Consider the following 22,293-nt stretch of genomic DNA (forward strand, 5'->3'; position numbering starts at 1 on the left):
CTTTCAGAATCGCCTTCGGCGGTTGACGGCAAGAGGCGGCCGGATAACCGACATGACCTCGTACTACTCTGGACAACCGTGCTAGTGCTCGCCGTCGACACGGCCACCCTCGCAGTCACCGCCGGTGTGGTCGAACTCGTGCCCGACTCCCCGCCGCGCCTGCTCGCGAAGCGGGTGACGCTCAACGCCAAGGCGCACGGCGAGCTGCTCACCCCGCACATCACCGACGCGCTCGCGGAAGCCGGGAAGACCTTCCAGGACCTCGACGCGATCGTCGTCGGCGCAGGCCCCGGGCCGTTCACCGGCCTGCGGGTCGGTCTCGCCACCGCCGCCGCGCTCGGCCAGGCGCTCAACCGCCCGGTCTACCCGGTCGCCACCCCGGACGCACTCGCCAAGGACGCCGCCAGCGGCCACCCGCTGCTCGTCGCGACCGACGCGCGGCGCAAGGAGGTCTACTGGGCCGCCTACGACGCCGCCGGTCGCCGCACGGACGGCCCGCACGTCGAGCGCCCGCAGGACCTCGCCGCGAAGCTGCCGGCCCTGGGCGTGCACCAGGCCACGGGTGAGGGCGCCGAGATCTACGCCGAAGTCCTCGGCTTGGAGCTCCTCCAAGCGAAGCACCCGAGTCCGGAGGGCCTGGTCGCCGCCGCGGCCGCCGAGGTGCTCGCCAAGGCCCGCCCGGCCGCGCTCACCCCGCTCTACCTGCGTCGTCCCGACGCCGTCGAGCCCACCGGGCGCAAGAGGGTGACCAGGGCATGACCACCGGCACCGTCACGCTCGCGCCGCTGCGGCACGCCGACGTGCCCAGGTGCCACGAGATCGAGCTGGCGTTGTTCCCCGGCGACGACCCGTGGAGCGAGAACGCGTTCCGCAGCGAGCTCGACCACGGCAACTACTACATCGGCGCGTACGCCGACGACGAGCTGATCGGGTACGCCGGGCTCGCCGCCGGCGAGTACGAGGCCAGCGTGCACACGATCGCCGTCGTCGGGCACTGGCAGGGCAGGGGCGTCGGAAAGATGCTGCTGAGGGACCTGCTGGCGCGCGTCGACGAGATCAAAGTGCCGGTCTACCTCGAGGTCCGCACGGACAACGAGCCCGCGATCGCCCTGTACCTGGCGCACGGCTTCGAACGCCTCGGCCTGCGCCGCCGCTACTACCAGCCGTCGGGTGCCGACGCGTACACGATGGGAAGGCCTGCTCACAGTGTCTGATCGCCTGATCCTCGGCATCGAGAGCTCGTGCGACGAAACGGGCTTCGGGATCGTCCGCCTTGGTCCGGACGGCTCGCTCGAACTGCTCGCCGACGAGGTCGCCTCCAGCGTCGAGGAGCATGCCCGCTTCGGCGGCGTCGTGCCCGAGGTCGCCTCCCGCGCCCACCTCGAAGCGCTGGTCCCGACCATGCGCCGCGCGCTCGACACCGCGAAGGTCGAGCTCTCCCAGATCCACTCCATCGCCGTCACTGCCGGACCGGGCCTGGCCGGCGCGTTGCTGGTCGGCGTGTCCGCCGCGAAGGCGTACGCGGCCGCGCTCGGCAAGCCGCTCTACGGCGTGAACCACCTCGCGGGTCACGTGGCCGCGGACACGCTGCAGCACGGTCCGTTGCCGCAGCGCTGTCTCGCGCTGCTGGTCTCCGGCGGCCACTCGCAGCTGCTGCTGATCGAGGGCGGCCTGGCGAACTCGATCACCGAGATCGGGTCCACCGTGGACGACGCGGCCGGCGAGGCGTACGACAAGGTCGCGCGGCTGCTCGACCTGCCGTACCCCGGCGGCCCGCCCATCGACAAGCTCGCCAAGCAGGGCAACGGCTGCGCGATCGCGTTCCCGCGCGGCCTCACCGGCCCGCGCGACGCGAAGTACGACTTCTCGTTCTCCGGCCTGAAGACCTCGGTCGCCCGCTGGGTCGAACGTGCCGAGCGCGCCGGTGAGGAGATCCCGCTGGCCGACGTCGCCGCGTCGTTCCAGGAGGCCGTCGCGGACGTGCTGACCGCCAAGGCGATCCGTGCCGCGAAGGACCTGGACGTCGGCACGCTGGTCATCTCCGGCGGCGTCGCGGCGAACTCCCGTCTGAGCGGGCTCGCCGCCGAGCGTTGCGCCGAGGCCGGCATCGAGCTGCGCGTGCCGCGGCCGCGGCTGTGCACCGACAACGGCGCGATGATCGCCGCGCTCGGCGCCCACCTGGTCGCGGCGGGCGCCAAGCCGTCCCCGATGGACCTCTCGACCACGCCCGGTCTGCCCGTCGGCACGGTGCAGATACTCTGACGCCAATCCTGGGCGGACCTGAATCTTGGAGTAAGCGGTGAGCGCTGAACCCATGCGCACGATCACGTACCTGTTCCCGATCTACAACGAGGGCGGGAACATCGATCTGCTGCACAAGACGGTCTCCGAGGTCGTGAAGCCCCTGGAGGACCGGTACCGGGTCAACTTCGTCTACGTCAACGACGGCAGCCGCGACAACTCGCTGGACCTGCTCAACGCCGTCGCCGACGCGGACGACCGGGTCACGGTCATCGACCTGGCCCGCAACTTCGGTCACCAGCTCGCCGTGACCGCGGGGCTCGACCTCGCGGACGCCGACGCCGTGATCATCATGGACAGCGACATGCAGGACCCGCCCGCGGTCAGCCTCGAGCTGATCGAGAAGTGGGAGCAGGGCTACGACGTCGTCTACGCCCAGCGCCGCTCGCGCCAGGACACGGCGTTCAAGAAGGCCACCGCGCGGGCGTTCTACTGGTTCCTGCGCAAGGTCGCCGACATCGACATCCCGGAGAACACCGGCGACTTCCGCCTCATCGACCGCAAGGTCGTCGAGGAGCTGCGCAAGTTCCGCGAGCACAACAGGTTCCTGCGCGGACTGGTGAGCTTCATCGGCTTCAAGCAGACCGCCGTGCAGTTCGACCGCGACAAGCGCCACGCGGGCGTCACCGGCTACCCGCTGCGCAAGATGATGCGGTTCGCCGCGGACGGCATCGTCGGCTTCTCCGCCGCACCGCTGAAGCTGATCTCGAAGGTCGGCTACTTCATCTCGTTCCTCGCGTTCGCGGGCATCTGCTACGTCGTCGGCGTGAAGCTGTTCCTGCCGGACACCGCCGTTCCCGGCTGGGCGTTCATCACGAGCGCGGTGTTCTTCCTCGGCGGCATCCAGCTGATCATGCTCGGCGTGCTCGGCAGTTACGTCGGCCGCATCTACACCGAGGTGCAGGGCCGTCCGCTCTACAGCGTCGCGTCGGTGCGCACCGGGACGACGGTGCCGAACGACGTCAGGGCTCTCGCGCCGTGAAGAAGCTGCTGAGTGCCCAGCAACTGCGCTTCGGCCTGGTCGGCATCGGCAACACCGTCGTCGACCTGGTCGGCTACACGGTGCTGTTCGCGCTCGGCACGCCCCTGGTGATCGCGAACCTGATCTCGACGACGATGGGCATGGCACTCAGCTTCACGCTCAACCGCAGCTTCACGTTCCGTGCGGCAGGCGGTGGCGCTGTTCGTCAGATCGTGCTGTTCGTGCTGGTCACGGGCATCGGCCTGTGGGTGATCCAACCGCTGGTCATCATGCTGACCCGCGACCTGTTCGCCGGTCTGCCCGAGATGCTCGCCATCGCGGCACCCAAGCTCGCGGGCATCTGCGTCGCACTCGTCTGGAACTACGTGCTGTACAGCCGGCTCGTGTTCCGCCCGGTAGAAGAGCCCGCAAAGGAACCCGTTCATGACTGACACCGCGATCCGCGAGCCGGAGGTCGTCGCCGAGGCGTCCAGACCCGCTCCCCGGTGGAAGACCGCACTGACGGGCGACTTCGCGAAGGTCTTCCTGCTCGTCTTCGCCTGGCAGGTCTTCATGACCGTGCTCGGGCGGGTGCTGGAACCGTTGCTGCCGATCTTCGAGGGCACGCCGGTCTCGTCGCGTGCGGTCGACACGCTGCTGTCGCACACGCACCGCTGGGACGCGGAGAACTTCACCGGCATCGCCGAGGGCACGGCCTACCAGAACGTGCCGACCTCGCAGGCGTTCTACCCGGTCTTCCCGCTGTTCGTGTGGCTCGTGAAGATGCTGTTCCTCGGCAAGATCGGCACGCTGGTCGCCGGCATCATCGTCAACACCGTCGCCACCTGGCTCGGCGCGGTGGCCCTGCTCAAGATCGCCAGGACGTTCCTGACCGGCGAGCGCGCGCCGTGGCTCGTCGTGATGGCCATGCTGACGTGGCCGTCGGCGTACTTCCTGCACGCGTTCTACAGCGAGGCCGTGTTCATCGCGCTCGGCTTCTGGGCGTACCTCTTCGCGCTGCGCCGCCAGTGGGTCTTCATGGGCCTGTGCCTGATGCCGCTGACCGGCGTGCGGATCACCGCCGTGCTGTTCGTCGGCCTGTGCTTCCTGGAGTTCTGGCGCAGCAAGGAGTGGAAGTTCCGCGGCCTGCTGTCGTGGCACCTGCTCTGGTTCCCGGCGAGCGCCGTGGGCTTCCTGGGCTTCGCGCTGTACCTGAAGATCCTGGTCGGCGACCCGCTGGGCATGACCTCGGCGTACGAGAAGGCCCCGGCCTGGTCGTACCACAAGTTCACCCCGAACATCTTCGGGACGCTCTGGAACGAGCTCCAGATCTCGATCAACACCCTGACCGACCCCGCCTGGCTCACGACGGGGAACCTCACGAACCACGTGGTCCCGCTGGCCGGTCTCGCCCTGCTGGCGGCGGGCTCGATCTATCTGCTGGCGGTACGCCGCAACGAGCTTGTGCCGGTCGGCCTGTTCGGGCTCGCGTCGCTGGTGATGCTCACGCTCAACGGCAACCTGTGGTCCGTGCAGCGCTACCTGCTGCCGTGCTTCGGCATCTACCTGGCGCTGGTGCTGCTCGGCCAGCGCGTCTCCGCGTTGAAGCCCGCGGTGTACGTGGTCATGTACACGGGCTTGGTCACGCAGACCCTGATGTACGTGATGTTCGTGTCGGGCAACTGGTCCGGCTGAGTTCACAGCTTGTTGAGGCCCGGCCTCCGATCTTCCACGACGAACGACGCCTTGGTGGAGATCGGAGAGCCGGGCCTCGTCACGTAGTCGAGTCCCCGGAAGTCCGTGCGCAGCTCATCGGGCGTGAACCGGGTGAGTGTGTAACCGCGTCGGTTGTTGAAGTACTTCACGTGCGGGTTCTCGCGCAGCCACAGCGGTGTCTCGGCGTACTCCTCCGAGCCGTCGCCACCGGCCGTGATCGAGGTGGTGACGAGTTCGGTGGCAAGCGTCTTCGACGACGGGTCGTTCCAGCGCTCCTTGACCTCCGCACCCCACGCCGCGTGCACGTCCCCGGTCAGCACGATCGGGTTCCGGACGTCCGCGAACCCCGCCACGACCCGGTTCCGGTCGGCCGCGTAGCCGTCCCACGCGTCCAGCAGGAACTTGTCGACCTCGCCGGGGATGTAGTCGTACTGCGAGAAGAAGACCTGCTGCCCGAGCACGTCCCAGCGCGCCCGTGAGCCGCGGAAGCCGTCGAACAGCCAGTCCTCCTGCGCGGCGCCGAGCATCGTGCGGGACGGTTCCAGCCGTTCGGGACAGAGCTGCAGCCCGTCGCCGCAGGCCTGGTCGGTCCGGTACTGACGGGTGTCGAGCATGTGGAACGTCGCGAGCGAACCCCATCCGATCCGCCGGTACAGCCTTGGTGACCTGCGCAGGGGCATGTTCTCGTAGTAGGCCTGGATGGCCGCGCCCCTGCGCGCGGGGAAGTCCGGCTGGGGTTTGTCCGGCAGCAGTCCCGCCCAGTTGTTGTCGATCTCGTGGTCGTCCCAGATCACCGACCAGGGCGCCACGGCGTGTGCTTGCTGCAGGTCGGGGTCGATCTTGTACTGCGCCTGCCGCCGCCGGTAGCCCGCGAGCGTCGTGGTGGTCGGGCCCTCGACGTGCCGGACGTTGCCGCTCGGAGCGACGTGGATGCCGCTCTCGTACTCGTAGGTGTAGTCGCCGAGGTGCAGCACCAGGTCGGGCTCGTCCTCCGCGAGTCTGCGATACGCCGTGAAGTAGCCGTGCTCGTACTGCGCGCACGACGCGAAGGCCATCGTCAGCGGTACCTGCAACGAGCCAGGAGAAGGCGCCGTGCGCGTGCGGCCCGTCCGCGAGAGGTGGTTGAGGGCCTTGAAGCGGTAGAAGTACTCGCGGCCGGGCTCCAGCCCGACGAGTTCCACGTGGACGCTGTGCGCCTCTTCCGGTCGAGCCGTGGTGGAGCCACGCTGCACGATTCGGGTGAATCGTTCTTCCTCGGCGATCTGCCACTGCACCTCGATCGGACGTGACGGCATGCCTCCCAGGCCGTCTTCCGCGAGCGGTTCGACGGCCAGCCGCGTCCACAGGACCACCCCGTCGGGTGCCGGGTCGCCCGAGGCCACACCGAGTGTGAAAGGGTCGCTCGGCCGGGCCGATGCGGTGACCGAGAACGCTGTGACTCCGGCCACGCCTGCGAGCAGCAGCGTTCGGCGCGTCAACGAGGACATGCCCTGAATACGGCTCCCGGATGGTGATCGGTTCGGGGGTCTCGTTGAAGGCTTGGCACTCTCATGGGTAGAGTGCCAATTGCACGGCACCAGCACCGCCCCGACCCCCGCGACGGCGGGGTGGCAGGAGCCGTTAAACAAACGAACCTGCCAACGACCCGTGGAGGTCATCCCGGTGAGCGTGAACATCAAGCCGCTTGAGGACAAGATCGTCGTCCAGGCCTCCGAGGCTGAGACGACGACCGCCTCCGGCCTCGTGATCCCGGACACCGCGAAGGAGAAGCCCCAGGAGGGCAAGGTCCTCGCGGTGGGCCCCGGCCGCATCGACGACAAGGGCAACCGCGTCCCGCTGGACGTGGCTGTCGGCGACGTCGTCATCTACTCGAAGTACGGCGGCACCGAGGTCAAGTACAACGGCGAGGAGTACTTGATCCTCTCCGCTCGCGACGTGCTGGCCGTCGTCAACTAAGACGCCCGGCTGTCATGCCTGACGCCCCGGCGCCCCAACCGGGGTGTCCGGGGCGTTTCGCTACCCAGAGAGGCTTTGAGTCAAATGCCCAAGCAGATCAGCTTCGACGAGGACGCTCGTCGGGCGCTCGAGCGCGGCGTGAACAAGCTCGCGGACACGGTCAAGGTCACCCTTGGCCCGCGCGGGCGCCACGTCGTCCTCGACAAGAAGTTCGGTGGCCCGACGGTCACCAACGACGGTGTCACCATCGCTCGCGAGATCGAGCTGGACGACCCGTTCGAGAACCTCGGTGCTCAGCTCGCCAAGTCGGTCGCCACCAAGACCAACGACGTCGCGGGTGACGGCACCACCACCGCCACCGTGCTGGCGCAGGCGCTGGTCAAGGAAGGCCTGCGCAACATCGCCGCGGGTGCGAACCCGACCGCGCTCGGCCGTGGCATCCAGGCCGCCTCCGACGCCGTCGTGGACGCGCTCAAGGCCAAGGCCACCCCGGTCAAGGGCCGCGAGAACATCGCGCAGGTCGGCACGGTCTCGTCGCGTGACGAGTCCATCGGCGCCCTGCTCGGCGAGGCCATCGAGCGCGTCGGCGAGGACGGTGTCATCACCGTCGAGGAGTCGTCCACGCTCGCGACCGAGCTCGTGATCACCGAGGGCGTGCAGTTCGACAAGGGCTACGTGTCGACGCACTTCTCGACCGACCTCGAGGCGCAGGAAGCCGTCTACGAAGACGTCCGCATCCTGCTGCACCGCGAGAAGATCTCGGCCCTGGCCGACGTGCTCCCGATCCTCGAGAAGGTCGCGGAGTCCGGCAAGCCGCTGCTGATCGTCGCCGAGGACGTCGAGGGCGAGGCCCTGTCCACGCTGGTGGTCAACGCGGTGCGCAAGACCCTGAAGGTCGTCGCCGTGAAGGCGCCGTTCTTCGGTGACCGCCGCAAGGCGTTCCTGGACGACCTCGCGGTCGTCACCGGCGGCGAGGTGATCTCCTCGGAGATCGGCCTGAAGCTGTCCGAGACCACGCTCGAGCAGCTGGGTTCCGCCCGCCGCGTCGTCGTGACCAAGGACGACACCACGATCGTCGACGGTGGCGGCACCAGGGCCGACATCGCCGGCCGCGCGGAGCAGCTGCGCCGCGAGATCGAGGCCACGGACTCCGACTGGGACCGCGAGAAGCTCCAGGAGCGCCTCGCGAAGCTCTCCGGCGGCATCGCCGTGATCAAGGTCGGCGCCGCCACCGAGACCGAGCTCAAGGAGCGCAAGCACCGCATCGAGGACGCGGTCAACGCTACGAAGGCCGCGGTCGAGGAGGGCATCGTCCCCGGCGGTGGCTCCGCTCTCGTGCACGGCGCGAAGGTGCTCGACGGCGGCCTCGGCCTGTCCGGTGACGAGGCCACGGGTGTCGCGCTCGTCGCGAAGGCCCTGTCCGCGCCGCTGTTCTGGATCGCCGCGAACGCCGGCCTCGAAGGCGCCGTCGTGGTGAACAAGGTCCGCGAGGGCGAGTGGGGCTTCGGCATCAACGCGGCCACGCTGGAGTTCGGTGACCTGCTCGAGCAGGGCATCATCGACCCGGTCAAGGTCACGCGTTCCGCCGTGGCGAACGCCGCGTCCATCGCACGCATGGTGCTCACGACCGAGAGCGCCATCGTCGAGAAGAAGGCGGACGAGCCTGCTTCCGCCGGCGGCCATGGCCACGGCCACGGGCACGGCCACTGAGCTAGACACTGAGTTTTCGAACTCGAAAAGGGCGGCACTCTCGCGAGTGCCGCCCTTTTGCTTTCAAATGAGTCGCGAGTTCGCGTCGGTCGTCCGGTCACCTCTTCGGGTCAACCGCCGCAGGCGATTCGGGCCGAAGCGGTGGCCGGACGACCGACTTCTCGGCGAACTCGCCGCCGTCTGCGGAGCAGCGGCAATCAAACAACAGCCAATTGTCGCTTTCGTGCCTTGATGATGTGGTCGCGCTCCGATTCCGAGAGCCCGCCCCAGATTCCATACGGTTCCTGCACTGCCAGCGCGTGTTTGCGGCACATCTCCAGCACCGGGCAGGCGAGGCAGACAGCCTTGGCGCGAGCTTCCCGGCGAGATCTCGCCGGGCCCCGTTCACCGTCGGGGTGGAAGAAGAACGCGCTGTCCATGCCCCGGCACGAACCGCGCATCTGCCAGTCCCACAGGTCTGCGTTGGGACCAGGGAGCCTTCGGGTGTCCGCCATCGAGACCGCCTCCGTGACGACTGCTCCATTCGGCTTAACGATGATCCACCGTAGAACCGCGTCAAAACTTGTTCAAGAGGCTGAAGACCCAAATCAACTGATGGGTGACGGCACGCGTGTTCGATCACTCACCCCCCGGAGTTGCCGACCGGATGAGGTGAACGGAACATGGCTCTCGTGATGACACAGCCGGAGCAGAGATCTGCCGGTGGTCACACGAGTGAGCCCCTTCTCTCAGTGGCCGCGGTGGCCAGGCGACTCGGCGTGGCTCCCGCCACCCTTCGCACCTGGGACCGCCGCTACGGACTGGGCCCGACCGGCCACACCATGGGCCGGCACCGGAAATACGGGCCACCCGACGTGGCCCGTCTCGAATTGATGCAGCGCGCTCTTCTTCGTGGTGCGTCGTCCGCCGAAGCGGCCCGTTTCGCGCTTGACTCGAAATCGTCGATGACACACGGAGTGGTTCCCGTCGCACCATCGGGTGGACGTGGACTGAAAATGCCCGGAGCGTCTCGATTGGCGCGCGGACTGGGCCGCGCCGCGGTCGCGATGGACTCCATCGCGGTGCAGGAAATGCTCGCCGACTCGCTGGCGTCCGACGGGGTGATCGCCACCTGGAACGAGGTGGTGCGCCCCGTGCTGACGGCCGTCGCCGCGCGCTGGCAGCTCTCCGGGACCGGCGTCGAGGTCGAGCACCTGCTGAACGAGTGCGTGCTCGCGGCGTTCGTACGCGCCACACCGCTCGTCACGCTCGGGCGCAATCATCGGCCCGTGCTCTTGGCGTGCATGCCGGAGGAGAGGCACAACCTTCCGCTCTACCCGTTGGCCGCGGAACTGGCGCAGCGCGGCGTCGTCGTCCGGCAGTTGGGGGCGGCGTTGCCGATGGACGCGCTGGCCGTCGCCGTACGCCGCACCGCACCCTCCGCGGTGGTGCTGTGGGCGCAGTTGCCGCGCTACGCCGATCCGGGGGTGATCTCCGCGTTGCCGCGGACCCGGCAGCAGGTGCGGGTGTTCGTGGGAGGGCCGGGGTGGCGGCGGGGCGTGGTGACGGCGCCGGCCGAGCGCGTGGAGGACTTGGCCGCCGCTGTCGACGCGGTCGAGGCCGCCGTCACCTGACGCTGCCTCTCTCGAGGCCCCGCCTGACGCCCGCGCCGACTGCCCACGGCCGAAGCGCCCGGCGCCTGGCGGGCAGACTCCTCACCGTGACCGAAGACGAGCTGCGCCGAGCCGCGTTCGGCGACTCACCCGACCTCGACGTGTGGCCCGCCCTCTCGGCGCCGAGTGCCTGGGCCAGGTGGCTCGCGGCGGTCGTCCTGGGCGGTCAGGGCCACTACGCGGCCGCCGCCACCGTGCTGGACGCGCTCCGTCACGACCCCGACCCGGTCGTGGCGTCCCTGTCTCTCTCGACTCGCGCGTCGCACCACCGTCAGCTAGGGGCCCATCACCTCGCCCGCGCCCTCGACGGCGCCGCCCTCGCGCGCGTTCAGCCTGCGGGCGAGAGCGACCCCGACGGGATCGACGCCGCAGGCGCCCGGACGGACGCTCTGCTCGGCCTCGCCGCCGATTCGCTCGGTGCCCAACGCCTGAACGAGGCCCGCAGGTTGCTCGCACGAGTTGAGACGCGCTCGTGGCGGAGTGAGGTCCGCAAGGGCTGGGTATCCGCTGAGATTGAGCTGGTGGACGGTCGCGCGCATGCCGCCGTGGCACCCGCGGAGGCGGCGTACGGCGTAGCGACGAGCAGAAAGGCGCTGCGGCACGAGCTCAAGTCGGCACTCGTTCTGGGCACCTCGTTGGTCGTGTGGGGGACCCCCGACGGCCTGAACCGCGGAGTTGAACTGGTCGAGTGTGAGCTAAATCACAGTGCGACGAAGGGACTTCATCCGTTGATCTGGCCGAGCGCTCTTGTTCTGGTGGGCCATGCCCCCACGGTGGGCGCAGTCGCCATCGACCGGGCGACGGATGCTCTGAGCTGCGTGTTACGCAGAGCTGATCCCGTCAGCCGACAGGTCGCCCTTGATTCCCCGTGGGTGCCGACCGGGCTGCTCCGTTCCGGGGAACCCCCGAACGCAGACCCTCAGGCGAACTACTTGACGGATTAAGCACCGGATCGTGTCAAGGTTGGGCCGCCAGCGTCCGATAGGGGAGATGGAACGTCACTCGGCTGCAGGAAAGGAGTCCCCGTGACCACGGTCCTTATTTGCGACGACCGGCGCAGTGTGCGGGAGGGTCTCACCCGCGTGATGTCGGCTGTCCCCGGGGTTAGCCGCATCGACTGCGTAGCGCACGGTGACGAGTTGTTGGCTCGCTTTTCAAGGCAGCCGGTCGACGTCGTCCTGGTGGGAACCCAGCGCGCCGTCCCGACCGGGGTTGAAGCAACCCGTCGGCTCGTCTCTGCGAATCCGCAGGCAAACGTCATCGTCTTCGGCGCACCCGACGACGCCGGGAGCATCGCCGCGGCGATCGCCGGCGGTGCCCGCGGCTACCTGAGGTGGGACGCGTCGCGTCCCGAGCTTGTGGCAGCCCTCGCGCACACGCTCGCCAGCACCTCGGTGCCGGCGCCTCGTCAGCCCTCCGACCCCGGCGTGCAGCTCACGGAGCGCGAGCTCCAGGTGCTGCGTGGCATGAGCCAGGGCAAGAGCAACGGTCAGATCGGCCGCGAGCTCTACCTGTCGGAGGACACGGTGAAGACGCACGCGCGTCGTCTCTTCCGCAAGCTCGGTGTGCGTGACCGCGCTCAGGCGGTCGCACACGGCTTCCGGCGAGGCCTCGTTCAGTAGTCGCTCTTGCCGCACCGGCCCCGCATCCTCATATGCCGCATGTGGGGAAGCGGGGCCGGTGGCGTGAGACGGCTCACCCGTGCAACCGGTGGGTCCTCAGGTCGCGCGTTTAGCCCAGCCCGGTGACAATGTCGCCGGGCTGTAATCCGTTCGGGCGTGTCCGCTGTTCACTCGGGGTGTCCATACCCCACCTATGAACAGAACGCCTGAAGACCGGTACGGTGAAGCTGCTGCAACGGGTCGCTGTGAGTGACTCGTGCTGTTTCATGTCGGTGCGCCAACAAGTAACACCAGGGCTGTTGTCTGCGATGACCAACTTGGGGGACGGACTGGACGCCGAAGTGGGCGCGGCCGTCGACGGCGACCGCCAGGCGATCGAACGCCTGCTGGCCTCCATTCGTCCTCTCGTGGTGCGGTACTGCCGCGCCAGAGTTGGCAGGCAGGAGCGAAGCTTCGCTTCGGCGGACGATGTGGCCCAGGAGGTGTGTCTCGCGGTGCTCACGGCATTGCCCAGCTACCGCGATCAGGGTCGGCCCTTCCTCGCGTTCGTCTACGGGATCGCGGCTCACAAGGTGGCCGACGCACATCGGTCTGCCGCCAGGAACCGCTCCGAGCCCGTTCCCGAAGTTCCCGACGCGCCGGAGACCGAAGCTGGTCCGGAGCAGCGGGCGATGCAGGGAGAACTCTCCGGCCGGATGGCTGTGTTGTTGCGCGTCCTGCCGGAGAAGCAGCGGGAGATCCTGCTGTTGAGGGTGGTGGTCGGACTCTCCGCCGAGGAAACAGCCGAGGCGGTCGGTTCGACGCCGGGTGCGGTCCGGGTGGCGCAACATCGTGCGCTGGCTCGGCTGCGCAAATCGCTGGCAGCGGAGGAGGTGGTCTGAGTGGCCGACGAACACGGAAAGGACGACGAGGAAGTGCGCGGACAGGACGATAGAGCCCCGCACGAACCCGTCGCCGACGATCTTTCGGCTGTACAGGCTGATGACAGGCTGCTGGACGCACTGGGGTCGGCGACTCCGGGCGTGGCCGGCTCCCTGGGCGACGACGACCTGAACGCGTTGCTGCTCGCATGGCGCAACGAGGTGGAGACGGAGCCGTTCGGCGAGCTCGTCGACACCGACACCGCCATCGCCACGATCCAGGCTGCCCGCCCGCAGCCGGTGAGCAGGCACCGCTTCCTGATCCCGCTGGCAAGTGCCGCGGCGGTCCTGGCCATCGCCTTCACCGGCGTGAGCCTCGTCGCCCGTGACGCCCAGCCCGGCGACGCGCTCTGGGGTCTCACGCGAGTGCTCTACTCCGAGCACGCGAATTCGATCGAAGCCGCGGCCATCATCAGCGGTGACCTCGACGCGGCGCGGCTGGCGTTGCGCGAGGGCAAGGTCAACGAGGCGCGCGAGAAGCTGAACAAGGTCGGCGCGAGCCTCGGCTCGGTCTCCACGGCCGACGGCAAGCAGCAGCTCGAGCAGAAGCACAAGGAGCTCGAAAAGGAGCTCGACACCAACACCTCGACCGCGCCGCCCACCTCGACGCTCCCGCCGGTGACGCAGCCGAGCCAGTCCTCGCAGCCGTCGACCACGCCGTCGGCGCCGTCGACCACTCCGTCGACCACCCAGCCGTCCACGCCGCCGTCGTCGCAGACTCCCGCGCCGCCGACGTCGAACGGCGAGGAGAACCCGCCGCCTCCGCCGCCGCCGGATCCCGGTGCTGAGAACCCGGGGTCGACCGGTACGAACGTCGAGTCCACCGGGCAGTCGGCCGGGAGCACCGGCTCCAACTGAGACGCAGTGTGAACGGCCCCTGATCTTTCGAGGTCAGGGGCCGTTCACATGCTCAGGCGTTCACACGTCAGGTGGAATGTGACCGGGGTGCGTCCGACCTCACACCGCGCCGCGAGATCAGCGGGCAGACTCGGTGGCCGTCACGCCGTCCGCGTACCCCCGGCAGTACTCCCAGCTCACGTAGGCGCCGGGGTTCGGATCGAAGGCCGGCTCGTGCGGGCGCATGCGGCCGTCGACGAGCAGCTGCTCCAGTGAGGCTCGCAACAGTGCCCAGTCGTGGTAGTGCGGTTCCTGGCACTCACCGCAGTCCACGACGATGCCCCGGACGCCTCTGTGTTCGAGCAGCGCCTGGTAGACGGCGAGGTCGGCCAGGTCGCTGACCAGCTCTGTTCGCTCGTCTTCAGCCATCGGGGGATGGTCGTGGTCGGGCTCGCCCAGAGAGAGTGCGGGGTCTTCTGGGTCGCCTTCGAAGGGGTCTGGTGGCAACGCGTCGTGCGGCACGACCCCGCACGGTACCCGCCGTACCCCCACGGTCGTCCAGATACCATGGGTCGCACCGCCTCCGCCTGCGGAAACTGGACACGCAGGACCCCAAAAGGGCAGGCAGAGCGCAGACCGCACGACGGAAGGCATGTCACCCGCTATGACCAGCGAGCTCAACGCTGATGGAGTCCCGGGCAAGTTCGCCATGCTGGGGCTGACCTTCGACGACGTGCTCCTGCTGCCTGCCGAGTCCGACGTCGTCCCGAGTGGCGTCGACACGAGCACCAGGATCTCGCGCAACATCACCCTGAAGATTCCGCTGGCCAGCGCCGCGATGGACACGGTCACCGAGGGCCGCATGGCGATCTCGATGGCCCGCCAGGGCGGCATCGGTGTGCTGCACCGCAACCTGAGCATCGAGGACCAGGCCCGGCAGGCCGAGACCGTCAAGCGGTCCGAGGCCGGCATGGTCACCGACCCGGTCACGTGCTCGCCCGAGGCCACGCTGGCCGAGGTGGACGCGCTGTGCGCCCGCTACCGCATCTCCGGCGTGCCGGTGACCGACGAGAACAACAAGCTCGTCGGCATCATCACGAACCGCGACATGCGCTTCGAGCTCGACCACTCCAAGCGGGTGATCGAGGTCATGACCAAGGGCCCGCTGGTCACGGCCCAGGTCGGCGTGTCCGCGGAGGCCGCGCTCGGCCTGCTGCGCCGCCACAAGGTCGAGAAGCTGCCGATCGTCGACGGTGACGGCAAGCTCAAGGGCCTGATCACGGTCAAGGACTTCGTCAAGACCGAGCAGTACCCGATGGCCACCAAGGACCCGGACGGCCGCCTGCTGTGCGCCGCCGCCGTGGGTGTGGGCGAGGACTCGTTCATCCGCGCGATGACGCTCGCCGAGGCCGGCGTCGACGTGCTGATGGTCGACACGGCGCACGGGCACTCGCGCGGTGTGCTGGAGATGGTCGCCCGCATCAAGAAGGAGCTCGGCGACTCGGCGGACGTCGTCGGCGGCAACGTCGCGACGCGCGCCGGTGCCCAGGCGCTGGTCGACGCGGGTGCGGACGGCGTGAAGGTCGGCGTCGGTCCCGGCTCGATCTGCACCACGCGCGTCGTCGCCGGTGTCGGCGTGCCGCAGATCTCCGCGATCTACGAGGCCTCCCTGGCCTGCACCCCGGCCGGCGTGCCGGTGATCGGTGACGGCGGCATCCAGTACTCCGGCGACATCGCCAAGGCCATCGCGGCCGGTGCGTCCGCCGTGATGCTCGGCTCGCTGCTCGCGGGCACCCAGGAGGCGCCCGGCGACCTGATCCTGGTCAACGGCAAGCAGTTCAAGACCTACCGGGGCATGGGTTCGCTCGCCGCCATGCAGTCCCGTGGCGAGAACAAGTCCTTCTCCAAGGACCGCTACTTCCAGGACGACGTGCTCAACGAGGACAAGCTCGTCCCCGAGGGCATCGAGGGCCGCACGCCGTTCCGCGGCCCGCTGTCGCAGGTCGTGCACCAGCTCAACGGCGGTCTGCGCGCGGCCATGGGCTACACGGGTTCGCACACGATCGCCGAGCTGCAGCAGCAGCAGCTCGTGCGCATCACCGCGGCGGGCCTGAAGGAAAGCCACCCGCACGACATCACGATGACCGTCGAAGCCCCGAACTACACCACCCGTTAGGGTGTCTCGGCTGCTAGAACGCTTGCTCAACAGCTTGGAGAGGAACCACAGGTGCGCGATCTGGTCGAGATCGGCATGGGCCGGACCGCGAGGCGGGCCTACGAGCTGGACGACATCGAGATCATCCCGTCGCGTCGGACGAGGTCGTCGAAGGACGTCTCCACGACGTGGCAGATCGATGCCTACCGCTTCGACATCCCGCTGATCACCCACCCGACCGACGCCATCGTGTCGCCGGGCACGGCGGTCGCGGTCGGCGAGCTCGGTGGCCTCGGTGTGCTCAACGCCGAGGGCCTCTGGGCTCGGCACGGCGACGTGGACGAGGCGCTGTTCCGCCTGGTCCAGGCGACCGAGGACAGCGAGGACCCGGCGGCCGCGGTGAAGGTGCTGCAGGAGCTGCACGCCGCCCCGCTGCGGATGGACCTGATCGCCGAGGCGATCAAGCAGGTCCGCGAGTCGGGCGTCACCGTCGCGGTCCGCGTCAGCCCGCAGCGCGCCGCGGAGCTCACGCCGGACCTGCTGGCCGCGGGCGTCGAGATCCTGGTCGTGCAGGGCACGATCATCTCGGCCGAGCACGTGAGCCGCGGTGGTGAGCCGCTGAACCTGAAGTCGTTCATCGCGGACCTCGACATCCCGGTGATCGCCGGCGGTGTCGGCGACTACCGCACCGCCATGCACCTCATGCGCACCGGCGCGGCGGGCGTGATCGTCGGCTACGGCTACGCGCCCGGCGTCACGACCACCGACTCGGTGCTGGGCATCGGCGTGCCGATGGCCACCGCGATCGCCGACGCCGCGGCCGCGCGCCGCGACTACCTCGACGAGACCGGCGGCCGCTACGTGCACGTCATCGCCGACGGCGGCGTCACGACCTCGGGCGACGTGGCGAAGTCCATCGCCTGCGGTGCCGACGCCGTGATGCTCGGCGAGCCGCTGGCCGCCGCGACCGAGGCACCGGGCCAGGGCCTGTACTGGACGGCGGCGTCCGCGCACCCGTCCGTGCCGCGCAGCCTCGTCGCCGAGGCGGTGGACCAGGAGCTCGACCTGCGCAAGCTGCTGTTCGGCCCGTCCGCCGACCCGCGCGGCGTGACGAACCTGTTCGGCGCTCTGAAGAGGGCGATGGCCAAGACCGGCTACTCGGACCTCAAGGAGTTCCAGAAGGTCGGCCTGACGATCCGCGGCTGATCCCGATCGACGTCGAGGGGCGCGTTCCTGCCGGAACGCGCCCCTCTGCGCGTCGACGACCCTGTGCGCGGCGATCGCGGAGGCGATCGCCGCATGGGCCCAAACCTGATCTTGCAACCAGACGGCTACCCCGCGCGTCCTCTTGAGCGTGGAATTGGATGCCTTGTTCGGCGACGGCAAGAACAGTGATGTGGACACGATCGACCCGGACGCCGAGGTCCAAGAGTTCGAGATCGAGGAAGTGCCCGAGGAGGATGAGGGCGTCGGCGGCATCGGCTGGCAGATGCTGACCCTGTTCGTCTGCGGTGGGCTGGTGATCACCGCGCTGGCCGTGTCGTTCATGGTCTGGGCGATCGAGGGCCTGGTGTTCTGAGTCGACGGGTGCGCCTGCCCGCGCACCCTCGACTTTCTGTCCAGTTTTTCTGTACAGTTCTGTACATGACCGCAATTCACGAGGCTCGCGAGCTGACCGTCACGGAGGCCGCGAAACGTGGCGTCGCCGGGCTGGTCGCCGACGCCGAGCAGGGTGGTCCGGTGGTCGTCACGCGACACAGTCGGCCGGTGGCCGCTGTTGTCCCGATGAGTCGCCTGGCTGAGATCGACGAAGCGGCGGCTGACCTGAGGGACCTGGCGCTCGTGCTCGCACGGTCGGCTGCTGACTCTGGTCGGCGCACGTCCTTCGACGACGTGCTGGCGGCGTTCGGGCACACCCGTGAGTCGCTGGCAGCGGTGGAGGACGACGACTCGCTCGATGGCTGAAGTTCTGTTCACCGACGCGGCCATTGATGACCTGCGTCGCCTGGGCCCGGACGTCGTGCCCAGAATCCTCAAGAAGATCCAGATTCTGTTCGACGATCCGGAGGCCGGGCATCCGCTCGGCGGCGAGTTGACCGGATTTCGCAAGTTGGTGGTGGGGCGCAACCACTGGCGGGTCGTCTACCGGATCGCCACCGATGGTGCCGTCGAGGTTTGTGAAGTCTGGTGCGTGGGCGTGCGCTCGGATGCCGAGGTCTACGCCGAGGCGTCGGCGAGAGTCACGTCGATGGCTGGCGAGGGCTCCACGCTGGCCAAGTTGGCCGACGTAATCAGAAGACTCGGTCGCCTCGCCGGCGACGTGGTCGTGGAAGAGGCCCCGCCGCGAGAGCCGGTCCCAGACTGGCTGGCGCAGCGTCTCGTGCACACCGCGGGGATCCCTCCGGAGCAGGTCGCGGCGTTGAGCCTGGAGCAGGCAGTCGATCTCTGGACCGATTTCAGGAGCGCACCCCGCCCGTCTGAACCGATAGGGGACTAGGCGTTACCGGAAGTAACGCCTACTCTCCGATCCATGGGTGAACTCGCCGGTAACTTCGATGTCGTCATCGTCGGCTCCGGGTTCGGTGGCAGCGTGGCCGCGCTCCGCCTGACCGAGAAGGGCTACCGCGTCGCCGTCCTGGAGGCGGGGCGCCGGTTCGCCGACGACGAGTTCGCCGAGACCAGCTGGAATCTCCGCAAGTACCTGTGGGCGCCGCAGCTCAAGTGCTTCGGCATCCAGCGCATCCACCTGCTGCGCAACGTCATGGTGCTCGCCGGGGCCGGTGTCGGCGGTGGCAGCCTCGTCTATGCGAACACGCTCTACCGGCCGCTCAAGCCGTTCTACGAGGACCGGCAGTGGGCGCACATCACCGACTGGCAGGACGAGCTGGAGCCGTTCTACGACCAGGCGAGCCGGATGCTGGGTGTCGTCACGAACCCCACGACGACCCCGAGCGACGTCGTCATGCAGAAGGTCGCGAAGGACATGGGCGTCGAGGACAGCTACCACGCGACGCCCGTCGGCGTGTTCTTCGGCGAGCCGGGCAAGAAGGCAGCGGATCCCTACTTCGGTGGCGCCGGACCGGAACGCACCGGCTGCACCGAGTGCGGCAGCTGCATGTCGGGCTGCCGGGTCGGCGCCAAGAACACGCTGGTCAAGAACTACCTCTACCTCGCGGAGAAGCTCGGCGCCCAGGTCTTCCCGCTGACCACGGTCACGCGGCTCAACGAGGACAACGGAACCTGGACCATCGACACCAGGATGACCGGCGGGAAGGCGACCCGGACGTTCACGGCCGACCAGGTCGTGATCGCCGCCGGCACGTGGGGCACCCAGCAGCTCCTGCACCAGGCGAAGGCGAGCACCCTGCCGAAGATCTCGGGCAGGCTCGGCGAGCTCACCCGCACCAACTCCGAGTCGATCATCGGCGCCGCCCGCTACACGGTCGACCCGGACACCGACTACACGCAGGGCGTCGCGATCACGAGCTCCATCCACCCCGACGAGATCACGCACATCGAGCCCGTCCGGTACGGCAAGGGCAGCAACGCCATGGGCATGCTGCAGACCCTCGCCACGGACGGCGCGCTGAGCACGCCGCGGTGGCTGCAGTTCATCAAGCAGGCGGTCCGGCACCCGCTGCGGCTGCTCCGGCTGCTGAGCGTGCACCGGTGGAGCGAGCGGACCGTGATCCTGCTGGTCATGCAGAGCCTCGACAACTCCATCACCACGTTCCTCAAGCGCGGCAAGCTCACCAGCAAGCAGGGCCACGGTGAGCCGAACCCGGCGTTCATCCCCGCCGGTCACGAGGCGAACCTGCTGGCCGCCAAGCACATCGACGGCATCGCCGGCGGCACGTGGGGCGAGCTGTTCAACATCCCGCTGACCGCGCACTTCATCGGCGGCTGCGCGATCGCGAGCGGCGAGGAACAGGGCGTGATCGATCCGTACCACCGGGTCTTCAACTACCCCGGACTGTCCGTTGTGGACGGTTCGGCGATCAGTGCGAACCTCGGCGTGAACCCGAGCCTCACCATCACCGCGCAGGCCGAGCGCGCGTTCTCGCTGTGGCCGAACAAGGGCGAGCAGGACCAGCGGCCGTCGCAGGAGCAGCCCTACAAGCGGATCAACCCGACGAAGCCGAAGAACCCGGCGGTTCCCGATCAAGCTCCAGCCGCATTGCGGTTGCCGATCGTGAAGGCGTCCTGACACGGTGGAGGCATGGCCAACAAGCCGTTCGCGTCCAGCGCCGACCTCGCCCCCAAGGACGAGGTCTTCGTCGAACTCGCCGAGGGCGTCTACACCCTGACCGCCGAAGGCGACCCCAACGTCGCGGCCATCGAGGCCGAGGACTTCCTGATCTGCTTCGAGGCCCGCGCCACCCCGGCGGCTGCCAGAAGGTGGCTCGGCCAGCTGCGCAAGCACACCAAGAAGCCGGTCCGGTACCTCGTCCTCAGCCACTACCACGCCGTGCGCACGCTCGGGGCCAGCGCTTTCGAGGCCCAGGAGATCGTCGCCCACGAGATGACGCGCGTGCTGATCGCCGAACGCGGGCAGCAGGACTGGGAGAGCGAGTTCGGCCGCATGCCGCGGCTCTTCGAACAGCCGGAGGAGATCCCCGGCCTGACGTGGCCGACGCTGACGTTCTCCGACCGCATGACGATCCCGCTCGGAGACGAGCGCGGCGAGCTGGTGCTGCAGTTCTTCGGGCGCGGGCACACGGCAGGCGACATCGTGGCCTGGTTGCCGCAGCAGCGCATCCTGTTCGCGGGTGACCTGGTCGAGTCGCAGGCCGCGCTCTACACCGGTGACGCGTTCCACGACGAGTGGGCGACGTCCACTTTGGACGAGATCGAGGACCTGGGGGCCGAGGTCCTCGTCGGCGGGCGCGGCAAGGTCGCGCGCGACCGCATCGAGGTCGAGGCCGCGATCAACCAGAGCAGGCACTTCCTCAACGAACTGCGCCGCACGGTCGGCGGGGTCCACGCCGAGGGCGGCACGCTCAAGCAGGCCTTCGAACTCGCGCACCGGACGCTCGAAGCCCGCTACGGCCGCTGGCCGATCTTCGAGCACTGCCTGCCGTTCGACGTGAAGCGCTACTGGGACGAGTGCGACGGCAAGGACTGGCCCGAGATCTGGACCGCCGAACGCGACCGTGCCGTCTGGGACGCGCTGCAATGACGGTCCTGGTGGTCGGTGCCGGGCCGGTGGGGCTGGCGTCGGCATTGTTCCTCGCGAGAGCCGGTGTGCCGAGCATCGTCCTGGAGAGGGAACCCAGGCGTGCGCAGACGGGCAGCCGCTCGATCTGCGTCCAGCGCGACGTCCTGGAGATCCTCGAACGGATCGGCGTCGGCCAGGCCGTCGCGGACGCGGGCGTCACCTGGTACACCGGCCGCACCTACCACCGCGACCGCGAGGTGCTCACCCTGACCTTCCCGGAGGCCAAGGGTTTCCCGCCGTTCGTGAACACCCCGCAGACGGTCGTCGAACAGCTGCTGGAGGAACGGGTCCGCGCCGAACCGCTGATCGAACTCCGCTACGGACACTCCCTGACCGGTCTCACCCAGGACGACGACGGAGTGTCCACACAGGACGGAGTCAGGGGCACCCACTGCATCGCGGCGGACGGCGTGCACTCGACGGTGCGACAGCTCCTGAACATCCCGTTCGAGGGCTTCTCGTTCGACGACAGGTTCATCATCGCCGACGTCCGTGTCGACCTGGACTTCGAGACACCCGAACGCCGCTTCTACTTCGACCCGCCCTGGAATCCGGGCCGTCAGGTCCTCCTGCACCCGCAACCGAAAGGCGTCTGGCGGATCGACTGGCAGGTCGCCGAGGACGTTCAGCTCACCGACGCCCACGTCCGCGCGATCGTCGGTGACAAGCCGTACGAGATCGTCTGGCAGTCCACCTACCGCTTCCACCAGCGCCGAGCCGCGAAACTCCGCGACCACAGGGTTCTGCTGGCCGGCGACGCGGCGCACGTCATGAGCCCGTTCGGCGCACGAGGCCTGAACTCCGGCATCTGCGACGCCGACAACGCGGCGTGGAAGATCGCGGCCGACCGCACCGGCGAGGCGGGCCCGCACCTGCTCGACTCCTACGACGCCGAACGCGGTGCCGCCGCCGACGAGAACCTCCGCATCACCGGCGACACCATGCGGTTCCTCGTGCCGGGCACTCCCGAGCAACGAGCGCACCGGCAGCAGGCGCTCGAATCCGGCGAGGGCATCGACTCGGGCCAGCTCTTCACCCCGTTCTCCTACGAGAACTCCCCGCTGACGACGGACGGCGGCGGGCTGATCCCGGGCTCCCGCACCGCGGGGCCGGGCTTCACCACGAAGGACGGGTGGCTGGTCAGGCCGGACGGGCACGTCGCCGCACACCGTTGCGACGAACAGGTGAAGCGGCGCGCGCTCGGTTGGTAGGGCAACCCACGATGCGAGCCGGACGTGTTCACGC

At 68.8% G+C, this 22,293-nt stretch carries 24 protein-coding genes; 21 read left to right on the forward strand and 3 right to left on the reverse strand.

Annotation, left to right across the window (positions count from 1 at the left end; translation table 11 throughout):
- Positions 1-78: 78 nt before the first annotated feature.
- From tsaB to IG04_RS0120925, 6 genes are read left to right on the forward strand one after another with little or no spacing between them, the layout of a single operon-like run.
- Complete coding sequence (gene tsaB, locus IG04_RS0120900; RefSeq protein WP_030478355.1) at positions 79-759, forward strand: tRNA (adenosine(37)-N6)-threonylcarbamoyltransferase complex dimerization subunit type 1 TsaB; 681 nt, start codon at positions 79-81, stop codon at positions 757-759.
- Positions 756-1,214 carry a ribosomal protein S18-alanine N-acetyltransferase gene (gene rimI / locus IG04_RS0120905; protein ID WP_030478356.1) on the forward strand — a complete coding sequence of 153 codons (459 nt, stop codon included), beginning with the start codon at positions 756-758 and terminating at the stop codon, positions 1,212-1,214. The genes tsaB and rimI overlap by 4 nt, the downstream gene beginning before the upstream one ends.
- Complete coding sequence (tsaD, locus tag IG04_RS0120910; RefSeq protein WP_030478357.1) at positions 1,207-2,262, forward strand: tRNA (adenosine(37)-N6)-threonylcarbamoyltransferase complex transferase subunit TsaD; 1,056 nt, start codon at positions 1,207-1,209, stop codon at positions 2,260-2,262. Before rimI ends, tsaD begins: the two co-directional genes overlap by 8 nt.
- Positions 2,263-2,314: 52 nt before the next feature.
- Entirely contained in the window at positions 2,315-3,283 is a 969-nt protein-coding gene (locus IG04_RS0120915; RefSeq protein ID WP_051770307.1) for a glycosyltransferase family 2 protein, read from the forward strand.
- Complete coding sequence (locus IG04_RS0120920) at positions 3,280-3,714, forward strand: GtrA family protein (RefSeq protein WP_051770309.1); 435 nt, start codon at positions 3,280-3,282, stop codon at positions 3,712-3,714. The genes IG04_RS0120915 and IG04_RS0120920 overlap by 4 nt, the downstream gene beginning before the upstream one ends.
- A complete protein-coding gene (locus IG04_RS0120925; protein ID WP_030478360.1) occupies positions 3,707-4,957 on the forward strand; it encodes a hypothetical protein in 1,251 nt (416 codons plus the stop codon). The genes IG04_RS0120920 and IG04_RS0120925 overlap by 8 nt, the downstream gene beginning before the upstream one ends.
- 2 nt (positions 4,958-4,959) lie before the next feature.
- Here the strand turns inward: IG04_RS0120925 and IG04_RS0120930 are convergent, their stop codons facing one another.
- Positions 4,960-6,465: an alkaline phosphatase D family protein gene (locus tag IG04_RS0120930; protein ID WP_030478361.1), complete on the reverse strand. Its 1,506-nt coding sequence runs from the start codon at positions 6,463-6,465 to the stop codon at positions 4,960-4,962.
- A gap of 175 nt (positions 6,466-6,640) precedes the next feature.
- Between IG04_RS0120930 and groES the strand changes: the two genes are divergently transcribed.
- Both groES and groL read left to right on the forward strand, forming a co-directional pair.
- Positions 6,641-6,934 carry a co-chaperone GroES gene (gene groES / locus IG04_RS0120935; RefSeq protein WP_030478362.1) on the forward strand — a complete coding sequence of 98 codons (294 nt, stop codon included), beginning with the start codon at positions 6,641-6,643 and terminating at the stop codon, positions 6,932-6,934.
- Between the two features lie 84 nt (positions 6,935-7,018).
- Entirely contained in the window at positions 7,019-8,644 is a 1,626-nt protein-coding gene (gene groL / locus IG04_RS0120940; protein WP_030478363.1) for a chaperonin GroEL, read from the forward strand.
- A gap of 197 nt (positions 8,645-8,841) precedes the next feature.
- On the opposite strand, the gene IG04_RS45450 is transcribed toward groL, so the two are convergent.
- Complete coding sequence (locus tag IG04_RS45450) at positions 8,842-9,138, reverse strand: WhiB family transcriptional regulator (protein WP_084400893.1); 297 nt, start codon at positions 9,136-9,138, stop codon at positions 8,842-8,844.
- A 180-nt stretch (positions 9,139-9,318) separates the two neighbouring features.
- Here IG04_RS45450 and IG04_RS0120945 point away from each other — a divergent pair, with 180 nt between their 5' ends.
- From IG04_RS0120945 to IG04_RS0120965, 5 genes are all read left to right on the forward strand, one after another.
- Positions 9,319-10,257: a MerR family transcriptional regulator gene (locus IG04_RS0120945; protein WP_051770360.1), complete on the forward strand. Its 939-nt coding sequence runs from the start codon at positions 9,319-9,321 to the stop codon at positions 10,255-10,257.
- A gap of 86 nt (positions 10,258-10,343) precedes the next feature.
- Positions 10,344-11,240, forward strand: a complete 897-nt coding sequence (locus tag IG04_RS0120950) for a hypothetical protein (RefSeq protein WP_051770311.1) — start codon at positions 10,344-10,346, stop codon at positions 11,238-11,240.
- An 81-nt stretch (positions 11,241-11,321) separates the two neighbouring features.
- Complete coding sequence (locus IG04_RS0120955; RefSeq protein ID WP_030471988.1) at positions 11,322-11,918, forward strand: response regulator transcription factor; 597 nt, start codon at positions 11,322-11,324, stop codon at positions 11,916-11,918.
- Positions 11,919-12,226: 308 nt separating this feature from the next.
- The gene (locus tag IG04_RS0120960) at positions 12,227-12,799 is read left to right on the forward strand and encodes a sigma-70 family RNA polymerase sigma factor (RefSeq protein ID WP_030478366.1); all 573 of its coding nucleotides are present in this window, start codon (positions 12,227-12,229) and stop codon (positions 12,797-12,799) included.
- Positions 12,800-13,696 (forward strand): anti-sigma-D factor RsdA, encoded by an 897-nt coding sequence (locus IG04_RS0120965; RefSeq protein ID WP_030478367.1) that lies wholly within the window; start codon positions 12,800-12,802, stop codon positions 13,694-13,696. It abuts the gene before it with no gap.
- Between the two features lie 117 nt (positions 13,697-13,813).
- On the opposite strand, the gene IG04_RS0120970 is transcribed toward IG04_RS0120965, so the two are convergent.
- On the reverse strand, positions 13,814-14,197 hold the full coding sequence (locus IG04_RS0120970; protein ID WP_030478368.1) for a DUF5319 domain-containing protein: 384 nt from the start codon (positions 14,195-14,197) through the stop codon (positions 13,814-13,816).
- 142 nt (positions 14,198-14,339) lie between these two features.
- Here IG04_RS0120970 and guaB point away from each other — a divergent pair, with 142 nt between their 5' ends.
- The 8 genes from guaB (at position 14,340) to IG04_RS0121010 (ending at position 22,259) form a co-directional block, all read left to right on the forward strand.
- Positions 14,340-15,851, forward strand: a complete 1,512-nt coding sequence (guaB, locus tag IG04_RS0120975; protein WP_030478369.1) for an IMP dehydrogenase — start codon at positions 14,340-14,342, stop codon at positions 15,849-15,851.
- A 51-nt stretch (positions 15,852-15,902) separates the two neighbouring features.
- Entirely contained in the window at positions 15,903-17,036 is a 1,134-nt protein-coding gene (locus IG04_RS0120980; RefSeq protein WP_030478370.1) for a GuaB3 family IMP dehydrogenase-related protein, read from the forward strand.
- Between the two features lie 148 nt (positions 17,037-17,184).
- Complete coding sequence (locus tag IG04_RS0120985) at positions 17,185-17,409, forward strand: hypothetical protein (RefSeq protein ID WP_144065194.1); 225 nt, start codon at positions 17,185-17,187, stop codon at positions 17,407-17,409.
- Positions 17,410-17,474: 65 nt separating this feature from the next.
- The gene (locus tag IG04_RS0120990; protein WP_030478372.1) at positions 17,475-17,795 is read left to right on the forward strand and encodes a type II toxin-antitoxin system Phd/YefM family antitoxin; all 321 of its coding nucleotides are present in this window, start codon (positions 17,475-17,477) and stop codon (positions 17,793-17,795) included.
- The gene (locus IG04_RS0120995) at positions 17,788-18,327 is read left to right on the forward strand and encodes a type II toxin-antitoxin system RelE family toxin (protein ID WP_030478373.1); all 540 of its coding nucleotides are present in this window, start codon (positions 17,788-17,790) and stop codon (positions 18,325-18,327) included. Before IG04_RS0120990 ends, IG04_RS0120995 begins: the two co-directional genes overlap by 8 nt.
- A gap of 33 nt (positions 18,328-18,360) precedes the next feature.
- Positions 18,361-20,037: an FAD-dependent oxidoreductase gene (locus IG04_RS0121000; RefSeq protein ID WP_030478374.1), complete on the forward strand. Its 1,677-nt coding sequence runs from the start codon at positions 18,361-18,363 to the stop codon at positions 20,035-20,037.
- 12 nt (positions 20,038-20,049) lie between these two features.
- On the forward strand, positions 20,050-21,009 hold the full coding sequence (locus tag IG04_RS0121005) for an MBL fold metallo-hydrolase (RefSeq protein ID WP_030478375.1): 960 nt from the start codon (positions 20,050-20,052) through the stop codon (positions 21,007-21,009).
- Entirely contained in the window at positions 21,006-22,259 is a 1,254-nt protein-coding gene (locus IG04_RS0121010) for an FAD-dependent monooxygenase (protein ID WP_051770315.1), read from the forward strand. The genes IG04_RS0121005 and IG04_RS0121010 overlap by 4 nt, the downstream gene beginning before the upstream one ends.
- Positions 22,260-22,293 lie beyond the last annotated feature (34 nt).

The organism is Lentzea albidocapillata (genome assembly GCF_000719115.1).
Classification (GTDB): domain Bacteria; phylum Actinomycetota; class Actinomycetes; order Mycobacteriales; family Pseudonocardiaceae; genus Lentzea; species Lentzea albidocapillata.